Genomic DNA, 15,377 nt, shown 5'->3' with positions numbered 1-15,377 from the left:
GCCGGTGCCCTAGTCGCGGCTGAGCTTGCGATAGGTGACCCGGTGCGGACGCGCGGCGTCGGCGCCGAGTCGCTCGATCTTGTTCTTCTCGTAGCTCTCGAAGTTGCCCTCGAACCAGAACCACTTGGCCGGGTCCTCGTCGTCGCCCTCCCACGCGAGGATGTGGGTGGCGACGCGGTCGAGGAACCACCGGTCGTGCGACGTGATGACGGCGCAGCCGGGGAACTCCAGGAGCGCGTTCTCGAGCGACTGCAGCGTCTCGACGTCGAGGTCGTTGGTGGGCTCGTCGAGCAGGATCAGGTTGCCGCCCTGCTTGAGCGTGAGCGCCAGGTTCAGGCGGTTCCGCTCACCACCGGACAGCACGCCGGCCGGCTTCTGCTGATCGGGGCCCTTGAAGCCGAACGCCGACACGTACGCGCGGCTCGGCATCTCGACCTGGCCGACCTTGATGTGGTCGAGCTCGTCGGACACGACCTGCCAGACGTTCTTCTTCGGGTCGATGCCGGCACGCGACTGGTCGACGTACGACAGGCGGACGGTGTCACCGATGCGGAACTGGCCCTCGTCGGGCGTCTCCTGCCCAACGATCATCTTGAACAGCGTCGTCTTACCGACACCGTTCGGGCCGATGACACCGACGATGCCGTTGCGCGGCAGCGAGAACGACAGGTCGCGCATCAGGGTGCGGTCGCCGAAGCCCTTGGTGACACCGTGCGCCTCGACCACCAGGTTGCCCAGTCGGGGACCCGGCGGGATCTGGATCTCCTCGAAGTCGAGCTTGCGGGTCTTCTCGGCCTCCGACGCCATCTCCTCGTACCGCTCGAGGCGGGCGCGCTGCTTGGTCTGCCGGCCCTTCGCGTTGGACCGGACCCACTCGAGCTCTTCGCGCAGCCGGCGCTGGCGCTTGGCGTCCTTCTGCCCCTCGACCTTGAGCCGGGCCTCCTTGGTCTCCAGGTACGTCGTGTAGTTGCCCTCGTAGCCGTGGACGCGGCCGCGGTCGACCTCGGCGATCCACTGCGCGACGTGGTCGAGGAAGTACCGGTCGTGGGTGACCGCGATGACCGCACCGGGGTACTTCTCGAGATGCTGCTCCAGCCACAGCACACTCTCGGCGTCGAGGTGGTTGGTCGGCTCGTCGAGCAGCAGCAGGTCGGGCTGCTGCAGCAGGAGCTTGCAGAGCGCGACGCGGCGGCGCTCACCACCGGACAGCACCTTCACGTCGGCATCGGGCGGCGGGCAGCGCAGCGCGTCCATGGCCTGCTCGAGCTGGGAGTCCAGCTCCCACGCGTTGCGGTGGTCGAGCTGCTCTTGCAGCTTCCCCATCTCGTCGAGCAGCTCGTCGGAGTAGTCGACGGCCATCTTCTCGGTGATCTCGTTGAACCGGTTGAGCAGCTCGAGGGTCTCGGCCACGCCCTCCTGGACGTTGCCGAGCACGGTCTTGTCCTCGTTGAGCGCCGGCTCCTGCGCGAGGAACCCGACCGTCGCGCCGGGCGCCAGCTGGGCGTCACCGTTCGACGGCTGGTCGAGCCCCGCCATGATCTTCAGGATGCTCGACTTACCGGCGCCGTTCGGCCCCACGACGCCGATCTTCGCACCGGGGAGGAAGTACAGCGTGACGTCGTCGAGGATGACCTTGTCACCGTGCGCCTTACGCGCCTTACGCATGGAGTAAATGAAGTCCGCCATAACGAGTCCAAGAGTACGGCCTCGCGCGCTCCCGAGACGACCGCGTCCCCCTCTACGAGGACGGCCGCCCGCCGTACCGGGCAGCGTCCGACGCCCGTCGGCGGTCAAGACAGGTCAGGGCTCGCCGCGGGACGAGGATCTGCGCTGGAGTCCATGAGAGGGGCGACGACGCAGGCTGCGGTGCCCACGGCGCGGCCAGCCGCTGCGTGGTCCAGCCGCTTCGTGACCACATGCGGCGCAGCATCCCTTGATCATGTTCCCTCGCGGTCGCTGGGACGCCGCGAGCGAACATGATCAAGGGCGAAGACGCCCGGTCGGCACGGGGTCGGTCAGCCGGCGACGCCGGTCTTCTCGCGCCGCGTACGACTGCTCGACCGCGGAGTCGGAGGACCCTCCGCGAGCGGGCCGGTTCCCGGATCGGCCTGGTCCGGCTCGGTTCCCGGCACAGATCTGGAAGCGGGCCTCGACTCCGCACTCGACGCGGTCGTCGACGTGCGCGTCGTCCGGTCGTCGCCCATCATGCGGTCGCCGGCCGCGGTGCGATCACCCGCCATCAGACGGTCAACCGCTGTGGCTGGGTCGTGGGGCACGGTCCGATCGCCGCCGGCGGCGCGGCCGTTCATCGGCGACGCGCCGTCCGCCGGCCGTTCGTGACCCGGCTGCGTCCCGGGCGGGCGCGGGCCAGAGGCGATCGCGCCGGTCCGGTGATCGACGACGCCGCGCTGGTCCTCGGCGGCGAAGTAGGCGGCTCGTACGGAGTCGACGGCGTCGTCGTCCTCGGGGACGATGGGCTGCCGGGTGACCTTGGTGAACGAGGACGTGCCGCGGTAGAGGTCGTGGCCGAGACTGCGGGCGGCGATCTCCGGCGAGACGCGTACGAGGTTGTTGTCGTCGCGCCACTCGCGATTCTTCAGCCGGCCGTACACGACCACCGGATCGCCCTTGCGCAGCGACGCCTTGATGTTGTCGGCCAGCGGCGATCGCCAGCAGTAGACGGTGTAGAAGGACGTGTCCTCGTCGACCCACGACCGTGTTCGGGAGTCGTACCGTGCGCCGCTACACGCCAGCCGGAAGCTCGCGAACGCATCGCCGTTCTTGTTCTTGTCCAGCCGGGGTTCCGTCGCGACGTTCCCGACGACGGTGATCATGACCTCGCTCATGTGGCGTCTCCTGTGCTCGTACCCGATGAGGTTGACGAGCATGAGATTTCCGCGTGGCGCGGCCGATCGAAAGGCCGGTTCGGCGAAATGTGGACAACTCCGAGAGCTCGAACGGGCTGTGGAAAACGGGTGTGCGGTTCAGGAGCGGCCGCGATCCAGGGCGGCCCTGAAGTCGCCGTACTTGCGCAGCTCGGCGTCGATCGGCTGGACGACGACCTCACCGGCAACGGCGTCGACGAGGTCGCGGAGTCGGCGCCGGACCCGAGCCTCCTGCCGCCGGCTCCCCCGCCGCGCGGCCACCAGGCCGAGCAATCCGAGCAACAGGCCCAGCACCAGGCCGCCGGCCAGCAGGACCGTCGGCACGGGGATCCCGCCCACCGACGGCTCGGCGACGTCGAAGCGGAGGAACGAGGTGCCGGCCAGCGCGAGCAGCCACAGCACACCGGCCGCCGCTGTCAGGAGAGACAGCCACTGCAGCACGTTCAACAGCCGCCACCAGCCGGGCCGCGACGCGATGCCGAGGTCGGACGCGGCGACCCGCCGGTCGAGCTCGTCGGGCAGCCGGGTGCCGGCCGACGCTGCGACGGAGCGGACGGCGTCGCGCCACGCGGGCGGCAGGCTGCCGGCCGCCGCGTCGCCGTACTCGCGGACGGCGGCGTCGGACCGCGACCGCTGCACCGGCGTCGGCGCGGGCAGCGAGATCCGGCCACCCCCGCCGCTCGCGCCGGACGAGTCCCCGGCCGACGCGCCACTCGAACCCGACGGCGATCCCGACGACGAACCCGACAGCACCGACGACCGGATCCGGACGCCAAGCTTGGCCAGTGGATCGCGTCGAAACCGGCCCAGCCACCGGGTGATCGGCCACCCGGTCGCCACGCGTGCCCGCTGCAGGTACGACCGCCCCGCCGCCGTCGCGACGACGTCGGCGCCCGACGCCTCGGCGACCGCCTCCGCCAGACGACGCCGCTCGGGCTCCCCCACCGAGCCGGCCTCGCCGTCCCCCACCGCCGACGCCACCAGCTCCGCCGTCATCCTGATGTCGGCCTCGATCCGCTCGTCGACGGCGCGGCGCTTGGTCACGGCGGTGCGGATCAGGTCGACCAGCACCTCGACGCCGTCACCCGTCTCTGCCGACAGCGCGACCACCGGCACCTCGTCCAGACCGTCCTTGTCGAGCAGCCCGCGCAGGTCGGTGACGCACTCGACGACGTCGGCGCGGCTGAGGCGGTCGATCTGGTTGAGCACGATGACGGTCACGCCCTGGTGCGACGCCAGCGGCCGCAGGTACCGCTCGTGCAGCGCGGCGTCGGCGTACTTCTGCGGGTCGAGGATCCACACGAAGAGATCGACCATCTCGACGAGACGGTCGACGGTGTCGCGGTGGCCCCTCTGGGTGGAGTCGTGGTCGGGCAGGTCGAGCAGCACCAGCCCGTCGAGGTCGTCGCCCTCGCCGGAGTCCAGCACACTCTCGCGGGCGACCCGGTGCCGCGGCGGCACGCCGAGCCAGTCCAGCAGCGGGATCACCCCCTGGGTGCCCCACACGCACGCCAACGGGTCCGACGTCGTCGGGCGGCGCACGCCGACGACCGAGACCTCCATGCCGGCGATGCGGTTGAACAGCGTCGACTTCCCGCTGCCTGTGGCGCCGGCCAGCGCGACGACGGTGTGCTCGACCGACAGCTGCCGGCGCTCGCCGGCGCGGTCGACCACCACCTGTACGGTCTCGGCGAGGTCCGACGGCAGCCGCTTGCCGCCCGCGGCGACCGCCTCCTGCAGCGCGGTCACCCGTTCCGGCAGCGTGATGCGGCCACGGCGGGACCACCTCTTCATTCGGCGTCCTCCCGGGCCTGCTCGACGGTGACGAGTGCGGCCCGCAGCGCGTCGCCCGCGCCCGCCTCGACGGGTAGCCCCCCGAGCCGGTCGGTGAAGCGCGCGGACTCCGTCCGCAGCAGCTCCTCGACCCGTTGCGACAGGTCGGCGCGGGCCCTGGCGGCCAGCCGCCGCACGGCCTCGTCGCCGAAGAACGCCTCGAGCAGCTTCTGCCCGACGACGGCGGTCCCGCCGGCGACGCCGACTTCGGCGCCGGTCAGCCCGGCCGTCGACGCGAACACGACGATCATCAGCGCGAGCCCGAGCCCGTTGACGCCGAACGACAGCAGCCGGGCGTTGAACCGCTTGTCCGCTCCCTCGGCCCGGACCATCGCCAGGACCGCGTCCTGCCACTCGCGGACGGTCTTGGCGCTGCGCTCCGGGAGGTCATTCGCGGTGCGGGAGAGGTCGTCGCCGGCCAGGAGCGCCCGTCCGGCGGCGGAATCGCGCCACCTGCCGTCGGCCTTCTCGGCGGCCCGGTTCGCCTCCTCGACGATCATCGACGCGACGCCGCTCTCGATCGCCTCCTCGACCGCCGCCGCGGGTTGCGGCCGTCCCCTCAGGAACGCCGCCACCTTGTCGCGCAGCCGGCCGACCCGCGCCTCGAGCGACCGCATGAAGTCGCCGGTGCCGACGAAGTCCTGCCAGCGGGCGAGCACCTCGCCGCGAAGCAGGCTGCCGTCGGCGGACGCGGCGTCGATGCGCTTGGCCGCCTTGCCGTAGACGTGGGCGATCTCGTTCTGCAGCAGCGTCAACGCCTCGACCTGGTGGTCGGCGGCGTCGGCGAGCATCGGGACCTGCCGCAGCGCGCCGCTGATGGCGCCGTCGAGCGTCCGCCGGACGATCTCGTTCCGGGCCGACTCGTCAGCGGCCAGCCCGTCCAGCCAGGCCCGAACCGACGCGACCGCCTCCTCGGGCAGCAGGCCGGCGTCGTCCGGCGCGGTCTCCTCGACGACCAGCAGCGGCGCGTCGCCGAGGCCGTGCTCGGCGAGCATCGCGGCCAGGTGGGCGCGCACCTCGCTGACGGCGTCGGGCGCGACGCGGTCGAGGACGACCGCTACGGCGGCCTGCCGGTCGGCGGCGGCGCGGAGGAAGTCCCACGGGACGGCGTCGGAGTAGCGGGCCGCGGTGGTGACGAACAGCCACAGGTCAGCGGCCGCCAGGAGCTGCGCTGCGAGCGTCCGGTTCTCCGTGACGACGGAGTCGACGTCGGGCGCGTCGAGGATCGCCACACCCGCCGGTAGCCCGTCGTCGGCGACCAGCCGCAGCGCCCCGCCGGCCTGGTCGTGGATCGCCACGCGTGGCAGGTCGGGCAGCACCCGCAGTTCGTCGAACCAGCCGACGTCGTCGGGATGGTGCACCAGGACCGGCGAGCGCGTCGTCGGCCGCAGCACGCCGGCGTCGCTGACCTTCCGCCGGACCAGCGAGTTCACCAACGTCGACTTGCCGGCGCCGGTCGATCCGCCGACGACGGCGAGCAGCGGCGCGTCCAGCTGGTCCAGGCGCGGCAGAATGTAGTCGTCGAGCTGAGCGAGCATGTCGCGGCGCGTGCCGCGGGCGGCCTCCGCGTCGCTGACCTCCAGCGGATACTGCACACCGGAGAGCCGGCCGCGAAGAGCGGCGAGAGCACCATGGATGCTCACCTCAGCGGTTTCCACTGGCGAATCTTGCACTCTCGCACCGCCCCTGGCCAAGAGCCATGGGCCCATTGATGCCAATCGTTCACATGACGAGTCACATCGATCAGTCGATGCACTAACGTCGGGCGTGCCGGAATGCCTTCGATGGAGGACTCGATGTCGCTCGACCGTCCCACTCCGCCCGACCCGTACACCCTGCTACCGGCCGTTCCGTCCATGACGCTGACCAGCGACGACGTCCGCGACGGCGAGCAGCTCGCCAAGGACTTCGTCTCGGAGGCGGCGGGCGGGGCGAATCTCTCCCCGCAGTTGTCGTGGTCCGGCGCACCCGACGGCACCCGTAGTTACGCGCTCACCTGCTTCGACCCCGACGCGCCGACGCCGAGCGGTTTCTGGCACTGGGTGGTCGTCGACATTCCCGCGACGACGACGTCCATCGCCCGCGGCGCCGCGCTGCCCTATCCGGCGTTCGCCGTGAAGAACGACGCCGGCACGACGGAGTACTTCGGCTCCGCCCCGCCGCAGGGCGACGTCCCGCACCGGTACTACTTCGTCATCCACGCGGTCGACGTCGAGACGCTCGGGGTCGACCGCGACGCCTCACCGGCCGTCGTCTCGTTCAACCTCGCGTTCCACACGCTGGCGCGCGGCATGGTCGTGCCGGTCTACTCGCACTAAACCCGTTGAGGCGTCGCCGTACCGGTTCCTAGGCTGCGACGGTGATCCATCAGCATCCGCTCGCGTACCTGATCGGCCTCGAGGGCGTCGCGCTGCTGCGCGCGTTCGCCGGTCAGCACGGCGAGGAGTTCGTGGCCGCCCGCCTGGCCGAGGTCCGCGCGCTCCTCGACCGCGCCGACGAGCTGGGTTCCGGCGGCGCGGCGGCGGAGCTCACGTCGGCCGAGGCGTACGCGTCGTGGGCCGCCGCGTACGACGAGCCGGGCAACCAATTGCTCGACATCGAGGGTCCGCTGGTGCGATCGCTGCTGGACGAGCTGCCGGTGGGCGTCGCGCTCGACGCCGCCTGCGGAACCGGCCGGCACGCGGAGTACCTGGCCGAGCTCGGGCACGCGGTGATCGGCGTGGACAGCTCGCCGGACATGCTGGCGGTCGCGCAGACGAAGGTGCCGTCGGGCCGGTTCGTCGAGGGCGACCTCGCCGCGCTGCCGCTGCCCGACGACCACGTCGACGTGGTCGTGTGCGCGCTGGCGCTGTCGCACGTCCCAGACCTGAAGCCGGTGTTCGCGGAGTTCGCGCGGGTGCTGCGGCCGGGCGGGTCGCTCGTGGTGTCGGATCCGCGTGGGAGGCTGGGCGACGTCGGCTTGCCGATCGTGGTCTCCGGGCCCGACGGCCGGCCCGGTTACCTGGTCAACCGCAGCAGGCTGGCCAGCGAATATCTGTCCGCCGCGCTGCCGCTGGGCTTCGAGGTCCGGCATTGCGAGGAGCCGCTGCGCCCGTCGCCCTTCGTGGATCCCGACGGCGTGCCGCCCGGCGCCCCGGGCGCGGCGCCACCGCTCACGCCGTCGAGGACGCCGCCGAGCATCTGGTCGCTGCACCCGCTGATTCCCGACGCCGCGAACGCCGCCTACGAGGGCAGCCCGATGGCGATCGTGTGGCGGTTTCAGCTGACGCCATAGGACGCGAGCTAATTGCAGAACTCCTTTGCAAAAATCGCTTGCAGTTCTAGTCTGGCCACCATGGCGCACTCCCATTCGTGGCCGCCGTCGTGGTTCGATCCGGACCGGCACGACCTGCTGACCCCGCTGAACGTGCGGGCTCTGGCTCATCCGGTCCGTCTCACCCTGCTCCGGCTGCTTCGCGAGGACGGCCCGGCCACCGCCTCCGGGCTCGGCGAGCGCATCGGCCAGTCCAGCGGCGTCACCAGCTATCACCTGCGGACCATGGCACAGGCCGGGCTGATCGTGGAGGAAGCGTCGCTGGGCAACCGGCGGGACCGATGGTGGCGAGCCGCCCACGAGGCGACGACCTTCTCCTTCCGGGTCCCAGGGCAGGCCGGCGACACCGAACAGCTCGAAGTGGCCGAGCAGTACCTGCGCATGGTGGCCCAAGTCGGCTACGAACGGGTGCTGTCCTGGATCGGCACGCTGGTGGAGCGACAGGACGAGCTCACCACCCTGCCGTGGCAGCTGGGTGAGGCGTCGCTGAGCCTCACCCACGAGGAGGCCCGCGAGCTGTCCGAGCAGATCGTCGCGCTCCTTGCGCGGTATCGCCGCGACCAGGCGGGTCGAGCCCGCGGCCCGGGTGGACCGGACGAGGCGCGACCGCCCGAAGGATCGGAGCGGCGGCGAGCGGTGTTCCAGTTCCAGCTGCTACCGGATCCGCATCCCGCCCGCGCGGAACCCGCCGGGTGAACGCGAAACGGGCACGCACGGACGCGGCGACGCGGAGCCGCCGGCTGCCACTCGCCGCGCTCCTGATCGCATACCTGACCTCGGTCACCTGTACGGCGGTCTCCGCGATCGCCATTCCCTGGCTGGTGCTCAGCACCACGGGCAGCGCCACCCGGACCGGCCTTGTCGTCTTCGCCGAGATGGCCCCGTACGTCGCCATGCAGGCGGCCGGCGGGCCGTGGGTCGAACGGTTCGGCCCTCGCCGGGCCAGCTGGTCGGCCAACCTGGTGGCCGGGCTGGTGCTGCTCCTCGTGCCGACGTTGTACGTGGCCGGACAGCTCGGATACGGCGCATTGGTGGCGGTGGTCGCCGTGGTGGGCGCGCTGCGCGGCGGGGCGGACTGCGGCAGCGCCCCGCTGGTCCCAGGCACCGCCTCACTCAGCCGGACGTCGTTGGAACGTGCGGCGGGGCTGCACTCCTCCGCCAGCCAGGCCGGCCACCTGCTCGGCGCGCCACTGGCCGCGGTGCTGCTGAGCGTGACACCGGCGCCGCTGGTCCTGCTGGCCAGCGGCGGCGGGTTCGTGCTCGCGGCGCTGCTCGTCCGGCTCCTGGTGCCGGCCGACGTCGGCGCCGCAACGGATCCTGCCGAGCCGTATCTTCGCCGGATCGCCGCCGGCCTGTCCTTCCTCGCCAGGGACCCCGTACTTCGCGCCCTCGTGGTCATGATCGCCGCCACGAACCTGCTCAGCGCCGGCTTCATGAACGTGCTGCTGGCGTCCTGGGTGCGGGACAGCGGGCTGCCAGTGGCGGCGGTCGGCACGGTTGCGGCCGCCTACGGCACAGGCTCGCTGGCGGGCAGCCTCCTCGGCGCCTGGCTGGCTCCGCGGGTCGATCGGTGGCTGGTGTATGCCGTGGGGTTCCTGATCAGCGGATCACCGCTGTTCGTCAGCCTGGCCCTGAGCGATGCGCTGCTTCCCGTCGTGGTGACGGCGGCCTGCTGTGGTCTGGCGGGAGGCGGCATCAATCCGATCCTCGGCGCGGTGCAGTACGAGCGCATTCCGGTCGACATGCTGCCCCGGGTGCTGGGCGCGGTGAAGGCATCCGCCTGGGCCGGCATTCCGCTGGGACCGGTCCTGGTGGGCGCGCTCACCGATCAGGCCGGCGTCCGGCCCGCACTCGTCGCTGTCGGGGTCGTGATGTTCGTGCTGACTCTGGGCCCATTCGTCATCCCGGCCTTCCGCTTGATGAACGACGGACGTCGTAGTCGAGCCTGATGATCCAGCACGCGCTGGTCTCGTCCTCGCTCAGGTGGACGCTGCTGGTCGCGGCCCGGGGACGGCCGACCGTGACGTCGAGGTCCCGCTGCTCGCCGAAGGCGGCCCGGATCGCCTCGGCCGGGTCGGCGCCGTGCTCGAGCAGCCCGCCGACGGCGTCGCCGTCGGGCCCGCGCCCGTAGGCCGCGACGCGGTGCTCGACGCGGACGCCGTCGGGCACCGGCGGGTTGGGCTCGCGGGGCGCCACCGGCACGCCGTCGCCGTCGTCGTACATGGCCAGACCCAGCTTGACCCCTGGTACCGCGGGGAGATGCGCCAGTTCCTCGCGCGACAGCCACGCCGCGAGATCGCTGGTGCCGCCGACCTCGGGCGTCAGCTCGCCGCCGGTGACGTGCCCGCGGTAGAAGATGCGCACGGCGTGGACGTCGACGCCGTCGTACCCGTCGGGCACATGCCGATCGCTGACGAAGTGCTCCGCGTCGACGCCGATGAGCGCGTCGAGCTCGCAGGCGTAGCCGGTCTCCTCGAACAGCTCCCGCACCGCGCCCTCCTGCGGGTGCTCGACGGGGTCGAGGCCGCCGCCGGCCAGCGACCACTGCGGGCCGTCGTCGTAGCCGATCCAGCGCGAGAGCAGGACGCGCCCGTCGTCGTCCTCGCAGATGACGTAGGCGGAGACGCGCAGACGCAGGAAGAGGGCCACGAAGACGTGACCGTAGCATCGAGGGGTGACGACTCCGATGATCGGCCGGCTGGCGACGGAGCCGGCGCTGTCCCGGCCGGACCTGCTGGCCGGCCCGGTGAAGTCCGCGATCGAGGGCTCCGGCGCCGCCGGCTCGGTCTTCGTGGCGCCGATCGATCCGTCGCTGGCCGACACGTCCGAGTTCTGCGCGGCGTACGACGTGTCGCCGGCGGAGTCGGCCAACTGTGTGGTGGTGGCCGGCAAGCGCGAGGGCGTCGAGCGGGTCGCGGCCTGCATGGTGCTCGCGACGACGCGTGCCGACGTGAACGGCGTCGTCCGGAAGTTGCTCGGTGTGCGGAAGGCGTCCTTCCTGCCGATGTCGTCCGCCGTCGAGTCGACCGGCATGGAGTACGGCGGGATCACGCCGCTGGGGTTGCCGGCCGACTGGCCGATCCTGGTCGACCCGGCCGTGGCCGCGCTACCCTTCGCGGTGGTCGGCAGCGGGGTGCGCGGCTCCAAGCTGGCGATCCGCGGGGCGGTGCTGGCGGCGTGGCCGGGGGCGCAGGTGGTCGAGGGTCTTGGCCGGCCTGTGCAGCGGGGGTGAGCCTTCGGTCACAATGTCCCTGTCCGCGACTGCGCCTGTAGCTCAGCTGGATAGAGCAGGAGCCTTCTAAGCTCTTGGTCGGGGGTTCGAGTCCCTCCAGGCGCACCCAGCTCACAACACATCTCGATCATGAACACCTCCCCTCGGGTCGGCGGTTGGTCGGTACGTGGTCGGTGACTGGGCGGCCTCGGGTCGTTGCGACCGGCCGTCGCGGCGGTACGAGCCTTCGCGTTCATGCGCTTGGCCACGTCGCCCAGGTCGTTGGGGAACAGGCTCGCGTAGTGGCGCAGCGTCGTCGCGGCATCCTCGTGGCCCAGCATTCGAGCGACGGCGACGACCGAGGCTCCGGCATCGATGGCGAGACTGGCCGCGGTGTCGCGCAGGTTGTGCGGCGTGATCGGCTTGATCTTCGCCGCCGCGAGGCCCCGGCGTGAGGGCGCTACGTCGCCAGTTCTGGTTGCGCAGCGGCTTGCCGTTGCCCGTGGGGAACAATAGGAAATGATCCAACGAACAAACGGCGATAACGTCTCTGGACGGCCGCCAACTTACGGTCACCAGTGATCAGGCACAACGGCAGACGTGCATGGTGTAGAGCACGGACACACTCGTTAGCCAGCCGAAACCGATGCCGCAACCGTGATCACCGTGGTCACTATAGCTGCCTTGACTCACCTGATACTTGACGGATCTGTGTCAGCTGATACATGACGCCTAGAAGCGCCCGGATGCGCACGGATCTGCCGATGAGCGGGCGTGCATTTCTCGCTGGACAGAAAAGGATTGCCATTGCCCCTGCTGCTCGGTGGGTGCATGCTGAGTCGATGGCACGAAAGTCGTTGCGGTGCTGGCTCGGGTGGCATAAGTGGGTGTCCAAGTCGAACGAGGACGGCACCCGTTACATCGGCTGCGCGCGTTGTCCGAAGCAGACCGACGACCCCGGACCCTGGGGCCCGATTCCTGGCTGAGCAGGCCACGACTGCACCAATCTGCCGAGAGTGGGCGCATCCCGCGCCTAGGGATGCTTGCCGCGTGACGGGTACCGAACCAGATGCCAACGCCGAGATCATGCGGATCATCACGACCTCATGCACCAGGCCGCGACCGAGTGGCTCGCGCTGGAGGATCCGGGCGCGGACGAGCTGCACGCCTACTTCGACCGATGGAGCGATTGGCCGGGCTCACTGACCTCCGAACACGCTCATCTACCGCGATGCGCGCGGCGGCAGTGTCAAGGATCTACCGACACACGACTGTCAAGGATCACCCGCGACAGGACACGTGGTCACTATGGCGATTTGCCGAATGCGCCTCTTCACGATCAAGGCGGCGCGCAAGCGCGCCGCAGCACGCCCGGCCACGCGCCGGGCATGCGGCCTGGCGGCCGTTCCGGGCGCGGACCGGGCGTGCACACGAGTTGGCCGACGCCGACTCAGGCCACGCAGGCACGTCACCGGACGGCGCCCCCTCATCGCAGCCATTCTTTGACCTCCACTCCGGGCGTCAAGGGCGTCAAGATCGTTCGCCTGGCCGGGCGGACACAGTCACGCTGCGTCGACGAGGGCGAACCATCTTGACGTCGCTCCGCGATGGCGCGAGCGCCACCCTTGACGCCCTGCGCTCCGGCCAACGACCGGCAGCTATGAGGACGACGCCTTGGAGTGAGTCAACGCCAGGCAAGTCACCGCTGCTGCATTGTCGCAAGCCCTGCGCGCTGTCACACTAGCTCGCCATGGACATCAAACATCGCATGATCGTCTTCGACGCCGCAGATATCGATGCGGAGAGTGCGTTCTGGGCCGCCTTCCTGGGTGGCACCGTCAAGATGTGGGGCGACCGGTGGCGGGCCATCTGGGTCGAGGGAACCTGGGCGCTCGGTGTCCAGTCAGCTCCGAACCATGTGCCGCCAGATTGGCCCGATGGTGCTCCTCAGCAAATGCATCTCGACTTCTACTTCGAAGGCATCGACGCCCACGACGCTGCCCACGAACAAGTGATCAGCCTGGGTGGTCGACTGTTGAAGGCGGCCGACGATCGCACAGCCGCTCGTGGCGTCCAGGTTTACGCCGACCCCGCTGGCCACCCATTCTGCCTGTGCTGGGTGCCCCGTGCGGCCAACTGATCACCACACCTCGACGTCCGGCATCATTGCGACGGGACTGGCCGGACGTGGCAGACGGGAGCTGCACCCGGGCAGTCCGCTGCTAGGACCGACGAGTCAGCACAGCGTCAGCGACCACGACGAGCACCACCGCCTGGCGGCAACTGCCGATGACAGACTTACGTGCGCACATGCCGCACGTATAGAGCGGATGACACTGGGTGGCAAGCCGTAGCCGCGTTCACACCGAAGTGATCAGGCGTTTCGTGGCCAATCGCGGCCGCCGTGGGGCTACGAGCGCCTGCCGGCCGCCTTGGGCCCGAACTTGCGATGAGCGGCCTGACGGGAAGTCCCGAGCACCGCACCGATGGCCGTCCACGAGTCCCCCGCAGCCCGGGCATCCGCAATCGCCTTCTCCAGCGCACGCTCAGCATCTTCGAGGTTGGTGAGGGCCTGGCCGATCTCCCGAAGATGTCGGGCGTCCTTGGCTGGCGTCGTCGCCGGGTCCAGGGTGTCCAGCCACTCCTCAACGTCGGTCTTGTGCTGTGTCCTGGCCATCGTCATCACCCCTTCACAGGTAGTCGTAGAACTTCGGACGCATCCGGTCGGCGTGGATCACCCGCTGAGGCTAGTCAGCTGGCACGACGACCACCTCCAACAGGCGCCCGGTCCGGTCGGCACCCAGGATCAACAACCGCAGCTCGCCCTTGTACTCCTGCTCGACGTAACGGAACGGGTTCCGTATGGCGCGCAGCATGTCGTCATCCTCGATGCCGTGCTTCCGAGCGCTGTCCGCGATCTCCACCGGCGTCATCATAATGTTGACAAGCTCCCATTAGTGTCAACGGTTCGTTGACAGTCGGACGAGCTGACGCCTCAGCTACGACACCCGCCAGCGGCCGCGTGGCGACGAAGATCGGCACGACGCGTGGCATCGACACTTCGAAGAGTCGGGCGAACCTAGATGCGTTGCTCGTGTGCGCGTCATCCGTGATGGCAGCGGCCCACGATCGTGCCGTGTCGACGACGAAACGACGTTGGGGCTTCTTCGCTCTTCGGCTTGTACATCTCCACCGGTGGACGCACCGACACGATGAGCGGGTGGCGCCGCGGTTGGCTCTGCGGTCCGGATACCTATTGACCACCTATGGGGCGGCTGTTACGGTCCCAGCCGTTACCTGACCGTGCCCGCGCCGACCCGCGGCCGGGCTGGAACGCAGGGGGGACCATGGGCGACACCACCGACCGCGCGACCACCAACACCACTCCTCCGAGCCGTCGACGTATCCTCGCCGCCGGCGCCACCGGAGCCGCTGGAGCCGCCGTCCTGGGCGTCGCCGGCGCCACACAGGCGCAGGCCGCGGCCGGCCAGGCGCTCATCCTCGGCCGCTCGAACACCTCGGGCTCCGCCTCGACCGGCGTCAGCTCCACGACGTCGACGCCCACGGTCGCCGTGCACAATGCGGGCTCGGGCGCCGCCGCTCTGATGACGTCCGCCCGGTCCAACGGCTTCGCCGGCGGCAGCTACTCTCAGGATGGGTACGGCGTCTCCGCCGCCAACTACGCCAACACAGTCGGCTTCGGCGCCGCCATCGCCGCCAGCGGCAAGTTCAACGAGGGCATCCGGGCCTCGACGATCGACGCCAGTCGAGCCGGAGTTGTTGGCATCAACGACACCGACGTGGTGGGTCCCGGCGCGGGCGTCGTCGGTCTCGGTGCGAACATCGCCGGCATGGTCGCGTACACCGCGACCCCTGACGACGCGGGCATCGTGGCCATCAACGAATTCGGCCCGGCGTTGGTCGCCCAGGGTTCGGCGCAGTTCGACGGCGATGTGGTGGTCTTCGGCGACCTCTACGTCATGGGCACGATCTACTGCGACAACCCAATACAGCCGCTGCCGGAGGAGTTGCCGGGTGCTCTGGCGTCGTCGCGCACTGAGACCATCCGGGCGCGCGCGAAGGCACTCGTCTCCCGGCTGCTGCCTGGTCGCTGAGGCCGCGGGGTTGACCGCCG

The 15,377-nt window shown here is 70.4% G+C and carries 13 protein-coding genes, 1 tRNA gene and 2 pseudogenes; 8 read left to right on the top strand and 8 right to left on the bottom strand.

What is annotated here, in order from left to right; translation table 11 throughout:
- Window positions 1-9: 9 nt before the first annotated feature.
- The 4 genes from ettA to E1262_RS17710 form a co-directional block, all read right to left on the bottom strand.
- Window positions 10-1,686, bottom strand: a complete 1,677-nt coding sequence (gene ettA / locus E1262_RS17725) for an energy-dependent translational throttle protein EttA (RefSeq protein WP_132104465.1) — start codon at window positions 1,684-1,686, stop codon at window positions 10-12.
- Between the two features lie 329 nt (window positions 1,687-2,015).
- Window positions 2,016-2,846: a single-stranded DNA-binding protein gene (locus E1262_RS17720; protein WP_162605965.1), complete on the bottom strand. Its 831-nt coding sequence runs from the start codon at window positions 2,844-2,846 to the stop codon at window positions 2,016-2,018.
- Window positions 2,847-2,984: 138 nt separating this feature from the next.
- Complete coding sequence (locus E1262_RS17715) at window positions 2,985-4,679, bottom strand: GTPase (protein ID WP_132104463.1); 1,695 nt, start codon at window positions 4,677-4,679, stop codon at window positions 2,985-2,987.
- Entirely contained in the window at window positions 4,676-6,361 is a 1,686-nt protein-coding gene (locus E1262_RS17710) for a GTPase domain-containing protein (RefSeq protein WP_132104462.1), read from the bottom strand. Before E1262_RS17710 ends, E1262_RS17715 begins: the two co-directional genes overlap by 4 nt.
- 153 nt (window positions 6,362-6,514) lie before the next feature.
- Here E1262_RS17710 and E1262_RS17705 point away from each other — a divergent pair, with 153 nt between their 5' ends.
- The 4 genes from E1262_RS17705 to E1262_RS17690 are packed head-to-tail and all read left to right on the top strand — an operon-like array spanning window position 6,515 to window position 9,980.
- Window positions 6,515-7,036: a YbhB/YbcL family Raf kinase inhibitor-like protein gene (locus tag E1262_RS17705; protein ID WP_132104461.1), complete on the top strand. Its 522-nt coding sequence runs from the start codon at window positions 6,515-6,517 to the stop codon at window positions 7,034-7,036.
- A 41-nt stretch (window positions 7,037-7,077) separates the two neighbouring features.
- Window positions 7,078-7,992, top strand: a complete 915-nt coding sequence (locus E1262_RS17700) for a class I SAM-dependent methyltransferase (protein WP_132104460.1) — start codon at window positions 7,078-7,080, stop codon at window positions 7,990-7,992.
- 60 nt (window positions 7,993-8,052) lie between these two features.
- Window positions 8,053-8,727: a winged helix-turn-helix domain-containing protein gene (locus E1262_RS17695; RefSeq protein WP_132104459.1), complete on the top strand. Its 675-nt coding sequence runs from the start codon at window positions 8,053-8,055 to the stop codon at window positions 8,725-8,727.
- On the top strand, window positions 8,724-9,980 hold the full coding sequence (locus E1262_RS17690) for an MFS transporter (protein WP_162605964.1): 1,257 nt from the start codon (window positions 8,724-8,726) through the stop codon (window positions 9,978-9,980). Before E1262_RS17695 ends, E1262_RS17690 begins: the two co-directional genes overlap by 4 nt.
- On the opposite strand, the gene E1262_RS17685 is transcribed toward E1262_RS17690, so the two are convergent.
- Entirely contained in the window at window positions 9,931-10,680 is a 750-nt protein-coding gene (locus tag E1262_RS17685) for an NUDIX hydrolase (RefSeq protein WP_162605963.1), read from the bottom strand. The two genes, E1262_RS17690 and E1262_RS17685, sit on opposite strands and share 50 nt — an antisense overlap.
- A 37-nt stretch (window positions 10,681-10,717) precedes the next feature.
- On the opposite strand from E1262_RS17685, the gene E1262_RS17680 reads away from it, so the two are divergent.
- Together E1262_RS17680 and E1262_RS17675 are read left to right on the top strand one after the other, a co-directional pair.
- On the top strand, window positions 10,718-11,263 hold the full coding sequence (locus E1262_RS17680) for a YbaK/EbsC family protein (RefSeq protein ID WP_203453982.1): 546 nt from the start codon (window positions 10,718-10,720) through the stop codon (window positions 11,261-11,263).
- A 31-nt stretch (window positions 11,264-11,294) separates the two neighbouring features.
- Window positions 11,295-11,368: transfer RNA gene (locus E1262_RS17675), tRNA-Arg, on the top strand.
- A 224-nt stretch (window positions 11,369-11,592) separates the two neighbouring features.
- On the opposite strand, the pseudogene E1262_RS32140 reads toward E1262_RS17675, so the two are convergent.
- Window positions 11,593-11,646, bottom strand: a pseudogene (locus tag E1262_RS32140) (hypothetical protein); the annotation flags it as partial.
- A gap of 1,346 nt (window positions 11,647-12,992) precedes the next feature.
- Between E1262_RS32140 and E1262_RS17660 the strand changes: the two are divergent.
- Window positions 12,993-13,382 carry a VOC family protein gene (locus E1262_RS17660; protein WP_132104455.1) on the top strand — a complete coding sequence of 130 codons (390 nt, stop codon included), beginning with the start codon at window positions 12,993-12,995 and terminating at the stop codon, window positions 13,380-13,382.
- 270 nt (window positions 13,383-13,652) lie between these two features.
- Here E1262_RS17660 and E1262_RS17655 read toward each other — a convergent pair whose 3' ends face one another.
- Together E1262_RS17655 and E1262_RS30945 are read right to left on the bottom strand one after the other, a co-directional pair.
- The gene (locus E1262_RS17655) at window positions 13,653-13,919 is read right to left on the bottom strand and encodes a hypothetical protein (RefSeq protein WP_203453978.1); all 267 of its coding nucleotides are present in this window, start codon (window positions 13,917-13,919) and stop codon (window positions 13,653-13,655) included.
- A gap of 73 nt (window positions 13,920-13,992) precedes the next feature.
- Window positions 13,993-14,166, bottom strand: a pseudogene (locus E1262_RS30945) (hypothetical protein); the annotation flags it as partial.
- A 423-nt stretch (window positions 14,167-14,589) separates the two neighbouring features.
- Here E1262_RS30945 and E1262_RS17650 point away from each other — a divergent pair.
- Window positions 14,590-15,357: a hypothetical protein gene (locus tag E1262_RS17650; RefSeq protein WP_132104453.1), complete on the top strand. Its 768-nt coding sequence runs from the start codon at window positions 14,590-14,592 to the stop codon at window positions 15,355-15,357.
- Window positions 15,358-15,377: the final 20 nt, after the last annotated feature.

It is taken from the genome of Jiangella aurantiaca, assembly GCF_004349105.1.
Classification (GTDB): Bacteria; Actinomycetota; Actinomycetes; order Jiangellales; family Jiangellaceae; genus Jiangella; species Jiangella aurantiaca.
This window is presented reverse-complemented; position numbering and strand designations above follow the sequence as displayed.

Coding starts and splice junctions, on each gene's coding strand:
- E1262_RS17650 (WP_132104453.1), top strand. CDS start 14,590: ATGGGCGACACCACCGACCGCGCGACCACCAACACCACTCCTCCGAGC.
- E1262_RS17715 (WP_132104463.1), bottom strand. CDS start 4,679: ATGAAGAGGTGGTCCCGCCGTGGCCGCATCACGCTGCCGGAACGGGTG.
- E1262_RS17705 (WP_132104461.1), top strand. CDS start 6,515: ATGTCGCTCGACCGTCCCACTCCGCCCGACCCGTACACCCTGCTACCG.
- E1262_RS17660 (WP_132104455.1), top strand. CDS start 12,993: ATGGACATCAAACATCGCATGATCGTCTTCGACGCCGCAGATATCGAT.
- E1262_RS17720 (WP_162605965.1), bottom strand. CDS start 2,846: ATGAGCGAGGTCATGATCACCGTCGTCGGGAACGTCGCGACGGAACCC.
- E1262_RS17655 (WP_203453978.1), bottom strand. CDS start 13,919: ATGGCCAGGACACAGCACAAGACCGACGTTGAGGAGTGGCTGGACACC.
- ettA (WP_132104465.1), bottom strand. CDS start 1,686: ATGGCGGACTTCATTTACTCCATGCGTAAGGCGCGTAAGGCGCACGGT.
- E1262_RS17680 (WP_203453982.1), top strand. CDS start 10,718: ATGATCGGCCGGCTGGCGACGGAGCCGGCGCTGTCCCGGCCGGACCTG.
- E1262_RS17695 (WP_132104459.1), top strand. CDS start 8,053: ATGGCGCACTCCCATTCGTGGCCGCCGTCGTGGTTCGATCCGGACCGG.